Source organism: Streptomyces sp. ME19-01-6 (assembly GCF_033793745.1).
Taxonomy (GTDB): domain Bacteria; phylum Actinomycetota; class Actinomycetes; order Streptomycetales; family Streptomycetaceae; genus Streptomyces.
Window position 1 is genome coordinate 1 of sequence record NZ_JARAXF010000070.1, and the last position, 10,826, is coordinate 10,826.

Consider the following 10,826-nt stretch of genomic DNA (forward strand, 5'->3'; position numbering starts at 1 on the left):
CTATCTGTCGCCGATGCAGTTCGAACAGCAGCATCACACGACCGCTAAACTCTCGCTCGCGGCATAAACCCCTGTGTCTACATTCCGGGGGTCACCTCATACCTCCGATCATCAACAGGCGTGGCAAATCATGGCCACTCCGCCGGCCCGCTGTGGGCTGCGGCGACCATGAGGTCGCGATTACTCAGTTTGGCGGTCACTGCGCCTCGACGCTGACCGGCCGCCCGCTCGTCGTCCTGGATCGCGCGCCACCCGGACCACGAGACGACCGCGATTCCCGCGGCGGTGAGCACGTCGAGCACGTCCTTACGCTGGGCCCGGCGCCGCAGGCCCTCGAGATCCTCCAGGAGGCACGCCACCGTCTCCTCGGCGTCGGTTCTATTGGTAGCTATGGTCCCGCTCGGCCCGCGCTTTAGCCATCCGGTCACGTACACACCGGGCATCTGCTTGCCGTCCGATGACCGAACCCGGCCCTGCAGGCTCTCGAGGCCCCCGGGAGTCGTGCTGATCGGCAGCCAGTCGGGTCCCGTGGCGCTGAACCCGACGCAGTGCACGACGAGGTCCGCCGGGATCTTCAGCTCCTGCGCTGCCCATCCCGGAGGGTTCGCAAAAGCATGGACTCCCTGGACCTCGGACTTGCCGATGATCTGGGTGGGGTTGGTCCAGAAGTGGAACTGTACGGACCGCACTGACACCCCATCCCTCCGGTCGCACCAGGATCGGAACATCTCGAGATTGTCTTGCGAGGCTCGGGATATCCCAGCCGTGGTCTCCGCGGCCTCGACGTCTCGTCGATCGACCTTTAGCGCCACGTCCGGGAGCTCCGCGAACTCCCGCAGGACGACCGGCGAGTATCGGGTCTCCCCCGGGCCCTTCCGCACCACGACATGGACCTCACGAACCTCTGCCGCGAGGAAAGCGTCGAGTACGTCGTCGGGCATGTCGGTGGCGCGCAGAACCTCATGGGGAGACACCAGCAGCCGCGCCACGTCAAGGGCTACGTTGCCCCCGCCGACGACGACCGCTTTTCGGACGCTCGAGAGAGGCGGACAAAGTTTGGCGTCGGGGTGCCCGGAGTACCACGACACGAAGTCGGCCGAGCTGACGCTCCCTGGCAGGTCGGCGCCCGGAACCGACAGCCTTCGGTCGCCCGAGACGCCGGTCGCGTAGACGACAGCGTCGTAATGGCCCATGAGTGCGGAGTGAGTGATGTCGCGGCCGACGGTCACGTTCCCGAGGAACCGCACATGACCCGAGTCGAATACCCGGTCAAACACCTTTGTGACCCGCTTCGTCTCGGGGTGGTCGGGTGCCACGCCGTATCGGACCAGTCCGTACGGCGCCGGAAGCGCTTCGATCACGTCGATCCCAGTGAACCGCCCCGAGGCAGCTGCCGCGCGGGCGGCGTACAGGCCCGCCGGTCCTGCTCCCAGGATGGCTAGGGTGCGATCGTGGTCCTGGGGCTGGTGGTCATTCATCAGCACGCGGAGGGCGGCGCCCCTGCGACGCTCGGGTGGTCGGGGTATACGATGTCGTGAGACAGCTCGTCACCGACCGCCTCGATGAACTCGCGGTTGATGGCCTCGAATCCCTTGAGCGGCTCTGGTAGCTCGTCATCCCGGAAGATGGCGCCCTGAGGACACACCGGGGCGCACGCACCGCAGTCGATGCACTCGTCTGGATCGATGTAGACCATGCGCTCGCCCTCGTAGATGCACTCGACAGGACATTGGGCGAGGCACGATCGGTCCTTGCTGTCGATGCAGTCCGAAACGATAACAAAGGTCACGGGATCTCCTACGGCTTGGAGCGATGTGGTTTCAGCAGCCCTGGAAGCGCGGCTGCGATGGTGGGCCAGTGCATCGCTCGGGGGTCGATGACATCGAAGTGACCGGCACCCTCCAGCAGCATGAGGTCGCACGGCTCCCCTACACGCCCGGCAGCTGCGGCGTAAGAAGCGCTTTGCTCCACCGGCACCCGGTCGTCGGCAGTGCCGTGAGCAAGGAGAGTCTTCTTACCCAGAGGAAGGTGCCGGATCGGATCCACAGCCTCGTAGTTGTCCGGAACCTCGTTCGGGAGACCGCCGCAGAAGGTCGCGACGGCGTTGTCCCCCATGCCCAGCCGGGCGGCCTCGTGAAGATCACAGTAACCGGCGACGGAGACGACGGCTGCTGCTCGTGCTTCCTTTGCCGCACGGAGCGCGAGCTGACCTCCCGAGGAATGCCCGAGCACGACGACCCGGCTCAGGTCAACCGCTGGGACGTCCTCCAGTGCAGTGATTGCCGCGACGATGTCATTTCCGGTCGTCGGTACCCCACCTCCGTTGCCCACTCGCCGGTATCCAACGTTCCACGTCGCCCAGCCTCGCCTGACGAGGTCGATCGCGAGCGCCTCGATCGTGGCCCTTGACCGCTCGGCCCGCCAGTTCCCGCCGTGAATTAGTACGACTACGGAATGTGGCCCCCCGCCGGGTGGGAGTCGAAGGTCCGCCACCTGCTCGAGATCGTCGCCGTAGCAGTGCGACTGGGCTGGAATGTCGTTCGTCCGCACCCAGTCTGCGAGTTCAGCGAAAAGACGGTCTCGCGCGGCGTTGGACTCGCCCGTGGGTGTTGTCATCAAAACATCTCCCGTCCTCCGTTGATGTGAACGGTCTGGCCAGTGATGAACCGGGAGCCAGGACCCAGGAGGAAGAGAATGGGGGCGACGACGTCGGCCGGCTCGCACAGACGACGCAACGGAGTGGCAGCGACGTAAGGCTCGAAATCCATCCACGACGTTGACGACCGCTCGTTCGCGGAGAGGTGCGTACCGCCGTGGACGAACTCCGTGGCGGCAGCGCTCGGTGCGACCGCGTTGGCACGTAGGTCGGGAGCGTTCTCGATCGCGAAGGTCTTGGTGAACCCCACCACGCCGGCCTTCGCAGCACTGTAGGAGGAGAACCCGGTTCTGGACTTGAAGGCCAATCCACTCGACATGTTGACGATGCTGGGCTCAAGTCCGGCGCGTAGTAGCGGCAGCGCAGCGCGGCACATGAGGAACGTCGTGCGCAGGTTGCCGTCGACGACCCGGTCCCACTCCGCCACGGGCAGCTCTTCGACCGGGACCGGCGGGGCCGTGGCGAAGCCGGCTAGGTTCACCAGCCCGTCAAGTCCGTCCCAGGCGGCTCCGAGTTCATCGATGCCTGCACGCACTGACTCCTCGACGGTGGCATCAACGGCGATCGTGGCGTCGACGCCGTCGGGGCGGTGACGCTCGATCGATGCGGGAAGGTCCATGACTGCGACGCGCAGCCCGAGCTCGAGACAGCTCTCGACGAGCGCGCGCCCGAAGGCGCCGCAGCCGCCGACGATTGCAATCCTGCCACCGGCGGTCGGCTCAAGGCGAACCTGCGCCGCCTCAGTCATTGCGCCGCTCACGCCACGTCCCATGTCAGCTCAAGGCGGGAGAAGCCGCGGTTGACGAACCGGTTGACGCGCGTGTACTCGCCCACTGCAAGGTTGGGTAGGCGCTCGTAGATCAACTCTGCCGCGATGGAGACCTCACGGCGCGCGAGGGATTTGCCCGGACAAAAGTGGATTCCCGCGCCAAATCCCAAGTGCCGGTTGGAGTTCGCTCGGCACAAGTCGAGCATGCCAGCACCCTCGAAGACCGCGTCGTCGCGGTTCGCAGAGGCGAGCGACAGCATCACGGTTTCCCCAGCCGGGATCTTCACTCCGCCGACGACCGTGTCCCGTTCGACTCGACGACGCAGGACGGGGAACGGAGTCTCGAGCCGGAGCATCTCGTCGACGGCGTCATAGAAGCTCGGCTTGCCATGCTCGTCGAACAGCGGCTTGAAGTGGTCCGGGTACTCGATCATGTGGAAGACGAAGTTGCCGATGGCGAGGGTGGTCGTGTTGTGGCCCGCCGTGAAGACGCCCAGTGGCACGTCGGCGATCTCCTCCATCGTCATTTCGAGCTCCGGGTTCCCTACGAACTCCTCGGCGATAGCGGTCAGCAGGTCGCCCCTCGGCTCGGAGAGCCGGGCCTCAATGGCGTTGAGGAAGTACTGCTGGTAGTCGACCAGGCCCTGAGCAGCGACGAGAAGCTCTTCCTCTGGAGCGCTGCCCGCCAGGATTTCCTCGAAGTACTCGCCCCAATGGATGATGCTGGGCACCTCATCAGCGGGGAGTCCGAGAATGTCAGCCACCACGAGCGCCGGGAAGATTCTGGCGAATCGCGCGATGAGATCCATCTCACCCTTCGGGTAGAGATCGTCAAGCAGTTCGTTGGCGATGCGACGGATCGTGTCCACCGAGTTCTCGACCCGCTTGTGGGTCAGCGCTCGGTTGACCGCGCGACGCATGGGCGTGTGAGCCGGCTGGTCGATGTTCACCATCAAGTTTGCGGCCCACTTGCCCTCCAGGATCTTCTCGACCTTCGGTGGGAGAGGTTTCGCCGGATCGAACGATCGTGCCGAGGTGAAAAGGTTGGGCTCGAGGAGCACTGCCGACACGTCCTCGTACCGAGAGACGACCCACATGTTCAGCTCATCACTGTAGAAGACGGGCCGTTCCTCCCGTACCTGCTCCCACAATTCGGAGGGCTGTTGCGTGAGTTGTTGGAGAGTGAGGTCAAACGTCACGACGATGTGCCTCCCAGTCGCGCAGCAATCCGCGTCTCGTCTCACCGGCGAGATTTGCGTCGGGGCTTGCTGTGTGACCCTAGGCATCCGACCGCCGGAGGCGCATCACCCGACCGGGTCAATTCGTGGATCCGCGGCACTTCTGTCACCGGCCACTGGGATTTGCCCAGACACGGACACGCAAGTCGGCCCGCTCGCGGCCATGCGGGCTCCCGCTGGCGGCCACTTGTGCTGGCCCGGCGCGTTCAGGGGCATGCTGGCGGGCAGTGCGACGCGCCGCGCTGCCATCGTCACGTCTCGGTGCCGCTGACGTGCGGGTCGACACGTCCCGCACGCACGGTCGACGAGCGGGGATCGCGCTCAACGGTGGGTTAAGCCGGTCTGCGCTCGCTCGATCGCACATCGAGGGCGAAGGGGGCGGCAACCAGCTGAACGTGCGCGGTCCTTGCCTGGCTGAGACCCGAAGGGCGCGGCGGTCGAGGGCCTTCACATGCGCACACGGCGGTTCTTCGCGTGGCCGTCGTTGGGCAATTTCTCGTGGCCGCCAACACACTTCCGCGACTCACCCGCGTTGGAGCGCACCAGGGCCAAGGCCCTAACGGTGTTGCGTGACCCGCCGGGGGTCTACCTAATACTCCAGCAGGACTTCTCCATTCCGGCTGGTCAACGGCCTGGGGGTGGGGAGTGTAGCGGGGTGGAAGCGGGTGCGGGGTCGTCTTTACGTGGCCGTCCCGCGAAGGTGTGGCCGCGCCGCATGCGGTGACGGTGCTTCGGACAGTCCACCCATGTGATCAACGATGTGCCGACGAGCGTGTGGGAACAGGAACTGGACGATCTCTTCCTGCGGATCGGTGGCCGCTTCACGCGTGTGGAGCCCCGGCGCCGGATGCGGGACTACGTGCGCGGGCTGCTCGGCCCGGTGGGCCGCAAGAACGGCTGGCAGCTGGCCGAATACGCGGGCCACGCGACCCCGGACGGGCTGCAGCATCTGCTGGCCGGGAGCCGCTGGGATGCCGACGAGATCCGCGATGACCTGCAGACATACATCGCCGAACACCTCGGTGCCCCGGGTGGCGTGCTGATCATCGACGACAGCGGCTTCGTGAAGAAGGGCACCACCTCAGCCGGTGTCCAGCGCCAGTACTCCGGCACCGCCGGCCGCACGGAGAACTGCCAGATCGCCGTTTCGCCGCCTACGCCCCCACCCGGGGCCACGCCCTGGTCGACCGCGAGCTGTACCTGCCCACATCCTGGACCGATGACCGCGAGCGCTGCCGGGCTGCCCGCATCCCCGACGAACGCGCCTTCGCCACCAAAGGCGAGCTGGCCCGCACCATCATCCGGCGGGCGCTCGCCTCGCCCCTGCCCGTCACCTGGGTCACCGCGGACGCCGCCTACGGCCAGGACTCCCGCTTCCGCCGTTTCCTGGAAGACGTCCAGCTCTCCTACGTTGTCGCCGTCCCCAAATCCCAGCAGGTCCACGACCCGCGCATCGACCACCTCATCAGCCAGGCCCCGCCCGAAGCCTGGCAGCGGCTGTCCGCCGGAAGCGGCGCGAAGGGCGAGCGGTACTACGACTGGGCCGCCGCCCGCCTGCCCGCTGCCGATGCGTTCGACAGCGACGAACCCACCACCCGGCAGCGGTGGATGCTCGCCCGCCGCAGCATCACCAAGCCCGACGAGATCGCCTACTACCTCGCCTGCGCCCCGCTGGATGCCACCGTCGCCGACCTCGTACGCATCGCCGGCTGCCGCTGGAAAATCGAGGAATGTTTCCAGAGCGCGAAGAACGAATGCGGCCTGGACCAGTACGAGGTCCGCCGCTACGTGGGCTGGTACCGACACATCACTCTCGCCATGCTCGCCCACGCGTTCCTGGCCGCCACGGCCGCCCGGGAACGGGAAAAGGGGGGTGAAGGACAGGACACGCCCGGCCTCGTGGACCTCACACCAGCCGAGATTCGCCGTCTGCTGGCAGCTGAGCCCCGCCACCGTCCTGGGCACCGGGACCACGCCGTAAAGTGGTCCCGGTGGCGACGCCACCACCAAGCACGCGCCCGCCACTGCCACTACAAACGGCGCGGCCACACCTTCGCGGGACGACCGCGCAAAGACCGTCCCACACCCCCTTCCACCCCGCTACACTCCCCACCCCCAGGCCGTTGACCAGCCGGAATGGAGAAGTCCTGCTGGAGTACTAAGTGCCGCCACGTCGCTGGATTTGCGGCGTTGACAGCAATTCCTGCCTTCGCCGCAGAGCCCACTACTGGCCGTACGTGCCCATATCCGCGAGATCACCATCCGGAGGGTCGATAGGCCAACCGCACCGAGCGATGCGCTTCCATACCTACGAGGTGTGGGTGGTTTGGCGAGTCGCTGGAACCGCTTAGTTCCACTGCTCCGATACCGCCGGTGTCCCTCCTTCGTTACCAGAGCTCACGACACCGAACGGCAAAGGCGCCGCCTCGACGGTAGTCGCGGCGGCGCCTCGTCCAGTTCGTCAGCACCGACGTACGGCGCGGGTCACATAGTTGCCAAGCAGATGGAATTCTCTGCAGCGCGTGTGCGGCCGGGCTGACCGGTTGCTCACTTCCGGTTGCCGTCGGCGTCGACCTGATACTGGATGTTCGGCTCCGCCTTCACGATCAGAACGAGCGTCTCGCCGATCGACGTCTCGATGTGCTCCTCGCCCGGGCTCACGAAATAGAAGTCTCCCCGCCCGAGCTTGCGCTCGTTGCCATCAGCGTCCTCCCACTTCATGGTGCCCTCAACGACGAAGACCGAGACCCACGTCTCGTGCCGGTGCAGGCTCAGCTGGTAGTCCGCCGGCATCTTCACGAGCGAGAACGAAACCCCGTGGCCGTCGTACCAGAGTTTGCAGCGATCAATGGCGTGCCCTACGACGTCCTCGTGGATCCAGTCGCGCTCGTCGACCTGAGTGAACTTGGGCATGATTTCTTCTCCTCAAGGTGATGGACACTCGGCAGCGCTCACCGCGCCGTCGAGGGCTGATGGTTCCAAGCCCGAAGTGTTCTGGATCACTGAAGACTAGTAGGGTCGCAGCACGTCGCGGAGCACGCGGCGCTGCCCACAAGGTCCACCGGCATCCCGGCGGACGGGAACCCGGGCCTGTCTCGACACTGTGGGTCGGCAAGGCCCCGCCGATATCTCGCCCGGACCCGGGAAGGTTCACCCAGTTTCGCTCCGGGCGTTCCCGGGGTCTTGTGTGGGACAGCAAGGAGCCGGGTCACTTCCGGTGGCGGGAAGATCGACTCAGTGCTGCCGGCTCTCTTCTCCAGCGATCGCTCGGCATGTCGAAGCAGCAGAGCCAGGGAGAGCACTCCCACCGGTGCCGAGGCGACACCGAGGGGCGTGTCAAGCGGGACGCTGATGGCTACGGCGATGGTGATTCCACCGATCACGCGGATCGCGCCGTCGAGGACCTCTTCAGCGGGGGCTTCACGCTCACGCCGAAGGCGGCGCCTCAGGAACGGACCCGGTCTCGTCGTCACTGCCCGAGCACGCGCTCCTGAAGCCACGCGGCGGTGGTTCGGAACACGTCGCGGTGGGCTGGGTCCAGGGTCAGTCCGTGTCCGGCGTCGGGAAACTCGTGGAAGTCGCCGTTCAGGGTCGTGGACAGGTTCCGCACCGCCTCCGCCGGCACGAGTGGGTCGCGGCCGGCTCCAAGCGCCAGGACGGGCAGCCCCCGCAGCTTCTCCAGCGGTAGCTCAGCCGTCCATCGGGTCGCCTGCCACACCGCAGCCGGGGACTCGGCCTCCAAAAGGGCGTAGTAGGCCTTCGCGTCCTCTGGCCCAACGTCAGTGAAGAACAGCTGCTGCGCGACCTCGAAGGGCGGGGGTCCCCACGGCTCGTCGAGATCGACCGACACCTCGGCCAGCGCGTCAGCATAGCCCGACGTCACGACCGGAGCAAGCAGGACCATGGCGGTCAGCGGCTGGTCGTTAAGCGTCGCGTGCGCCAAAGTGGCCAGACCACCCATGCTGTGACCCATGACGATGGGAGCCTGACCGGTCTCTCGGGCTATTGCCTCGCAGACGAGCCCGACCTCCCTGCGTACTGCGACGACATCACGCCTCAACCACTCCTGTCGTTCCAGGGGCGCCGACGATCCGCGGTTCAACCAGTCCAGCGCCGTTGTCGACCATCCTGCAACTGCGAACAACGTCTGCAGGGGTTCCCAGCACCATGCTCCGTGCAGGCCGCCGTGTACCATCACGATCGGTGGCCGCTCCGTGGAGGCCGGACCGATGTCCACCACTGCCACGTCGCCGATCATCCGCTTCGTGATGCTGCTGCTCGAGTGCGTCATGGTGGCAAACTAGACGCGGCTCCGATCCCCGCATGTCCCCCGGATGGGGTCTTTCACAGGTCATCCATCCGATTTGTGATGAGCCAGCACGCATTGCCCCGCTATCAGCTCGGTTCCAGATTCAGCCGGCGCAGAGGAAGCCTCCGCCGAGTCCTCTACTCATTCGCGGACCGCTCAGTCGCCCAGGTCGTCCGGCTCGTCGCCATGCCCTGCAGTCCACAGCAAGTGGACCAGTTCAGCACGACTGCGAACGTCCGTCTTCACAAAGATGCGCTTGAGGTGCTGCTTCACCGTGTTCTCGGAGATGTGCACGCGCTCCGCGATGCGTTGAGCGCTCAGTCCTTCCGCCACCATGTTGGCGATCTCCTGTTCTCGCGGGGAGAGGACCGCAAGGCGGGGAGGCGTGTTGGTGCCCGGCCGGGCCGCGCTGCTCAGAATGCTCACGACAGCCTTCTTCTTTTCGCCCAGCGAGTAGCTCTTCACAATGAACCGGCTGCTGGCATCGTTCTTGGTCGAACTCGCGTGCACCCGCTTGCCAGCGCGGAAGGCATTCACAGCATCATCGAGGTGTGATTCGAGCTCTCGATGGCCCGTGGACCGCCTCGAGGCGCCGCCGACGTTCTTCAACCAGCGGCCCGCAGCACGATTGATGAAAATGGGTCTGGTGTCCTGGTCAGAGATCACGACACCCTGGGGGAGGCGGTCCATCGTTGCCTCGAGAATCTCAAGGCGTGTTCGCGTCTCCTCGAACCGATACGCACGCTCGATCGCAAGACTCAATTGTTCGCTGACAAAGCGCGCAGAGGCGAGGTCCGTTGAGGAGAACGGGGCACGATCGACGCGAGCGAAATTGATCGTCCCCACCACCTCGCCGGACACCACGATGGGCGCCTCGAGCGAATGAGCGAGATCGCCCTCCCCCAGTGCGGCACGGGCACCACTCTGGGCCCATCGGTGTCCGGAGACGACACGTGACGAATCAATGGGACGTTGCTGGTTGAGGACGAAGTCCAGCACCGGATCGTCGCTACGACCGATCTCCTCGTAGAGCTCGAGAAACCCATAGTCGCCCGCGGACAGGACCTCAAGCGGCGCGGAGTCGCTTCCCAGGCGATACATCCCCAACGCATCCGCGTCCAGGAGATTGGCGGCCTGTGAAAGGAAGGCGCGGCCGACCTCTTCGACCGACAGCGCCGTCGCGAGCCCGCTCGTGAACTGTGCTTGCGCACCGTCTAGCGCTGGTGATGTCCGCATGGAACTCCCGTTCGCCACTCATGAGAAAGAGATGACGCGGATCATTCTAGGGCGAGTCGCCCCCCAATCCCAGGGACAGCGGCGTGCGGGCGCCGGTCCAGGCCGGTGCACCCCCTATTCGTACCCGTTCGAGTGACACGGCTGAGCTCGCGGGCCACATGTGGGTCTCGGCACGGGCTTCCTGGACGGGGTAAAAGTATTCCTGCGGGGATGGGATGGAGCCGTCCTGGCTCACTAGTAGGACTCCGTTAGGTCGTTGCGGATCTTGGTGTTTGGTGTCTGATCCGAGGCGTGGGCAGAGGTTGGTGGCGGGTGGTGCAGATGCCGGTCCAGCAGTTCAGCAGGTCCTGGAGGGCGTCGAGGATCTGGTAGAGAGTGAGTCCGGAGTGTCGGCTTTTGGGGCCAGTCGCTGCTCGTGAGGAAGGCGTGGGCGGCGGTGACCAGGGTGGCGTGGTGGTGCCAGCCCGGCCAGGAGCGGCCTTCGAAGTGGTCCAGGCCCAGGCCGTGCTTGAGTTCTCTGTAGTCGTGCTCGATGCGCCAGCGGATCTTCGCCAGGCGGACGAGCTCCGGGATCGGGGTGTCGTCGGGCAGGTCGGACAGCCAGAAGCGGGTCGGTTC

At 65.7% G+C, this 10,826-nt stretch carries 8 protein-coding genes and 2 pseudogenes; 1 reads left to right on the top strand and 9 read right to left on the bottom strand.

The window, feature by feature from the left end; translation table 11 throughout:
- Positions 1-128: 128 nt before the first annotated feature.
- From PV419_RS52395 to PV419_RS52415, 5 genes are read right to left on the bottom strand one after another with little or no spacing between them, the layout of a single operon-like run.
- On the bottom strand, positions 129-1,478 hold the full coding sequence (locus tag PV419_RS52395) for an FAD-dependent oxidoreductase (RefSeq protein WP_319701165.1): 1,350 nt from the start codon (positions 1,476-1,478) through the stop codon (positions 129-131).
- On the bottom strand, positions 1,478-1,789 hold the full coding sequence (locus PV419_RS52400) for an indolepyruvate ferredoxin oxidoreductase subunit alpha (RefSeq protein ID WP_319701166.1): 312 nt from the start codon (positions 1,787-1,789) through the stop codon (positions 1,478-1,480). The genes PV419_RS52395 and PV419_RS52400 overlap by 1 nt, the downstream gene beginning before the upstream one ends.
- 8 nt (positions 1,790-1,797) lie before the next feature.
- Positions 1,798-2,616 carry an alpha/beta hydrolase family protein gene (locus tag PV419_RS52405; protein WP_319701167.1) on the bottom strand — a complete coding sequence of 273 codons (819 nt, stop codon included), beginning with the start codon at positions 2,614-2,616 and terminating at the stop codon, positions 1,798-1,800.
- A complete protein-coding gene (locus PV419_RS52410; RefSeq protein ID WP_319701168.1) occupies positions 2,616-3,416 on the bottom strand; it encodes an SDR family NAD(P)-dependent oxidoreductase in 801 nt (266 codons plus the stop codon). Before PV419_RS52410 ends, PV419_RS52405 begins: the two co-directional genes overlap by 1 nt.
- A complete protein-coding gene (locus tag PV419_RS52415) occupies positions 3,413-4,624 on the bottom strand; it encodes a cytochrome P450 (RefSeq protein WP_319701169.1) in 1,212 nt (403 codons plus the stop codon). Before PV419_RS52415 ends, PV419_RS52410 begins: the two co-directional genes overlap by 4 nt.
- An 886-nt stretch (positions 4,625-5,510) precedes the next feature.
- On the opposite strand from PV419_RS52415, the pseudogene PV419_RS52420 reads away from it, so the two are divergent.
- Positions 5,511-6,544, top strand: a pseudogene (locus PV419_RS52420) (IS701 family transposase); the annotation flags it as partial.
- A 666-nt stretch (positions 6,545-7,210) separates the two neighbouring features.
- On the opposite strand, the gene PV419_RS52425 reads toward PV419_RS52420, so the two are convergent.
- The 4 genes and pseudogenes from PV419_RS52425 to PV419_RS52440 form a co-directional block, all read right to left on the bottom strand.
- Positions 7,211-7,576 carry a cupin domain-containing protein gene (locus tag PV419_RS52425; protein ID WP_319701170.1) on the bottom strand — a complete coding sequence of 122 codons (366 nt, stop codon included), beginning with the start codon at positions 7,574-7,576 and terminating at the stop codon, positions 7,211-7,213.
- Between the two features lie 556 nt (positions 7,577-8,132).
- Entirely contained in the window at positions 8,133-8,954 is an 822-nt protein-coding gene (locus tag PV419_RS52430; protein WP_319701171.1) for an alpha/beta hydrolase, read from the bottom strand.
- Positions 8,955-9,128: 174 nt separating this feature from the next.
- Positions 9,129-10,208: a LuxR C-terminal-related transcriptional regulator gene (locus PV419_RS52435; protein WP_319701172.1), complete on the bottom strand. Its 1,080-nt coding sequence runs from the start codon at positions 10,206-10,208 to the stop codon at positions 9,129-9,131.
- A gap of 337 nt (positions 10,209-10,545) precedes the next feature.
- Positions 10,546-10,826 (bottom strand): annotated as a pseudogene (locus tag PV419_RS52440) (transposase); the annotation flags it as partial.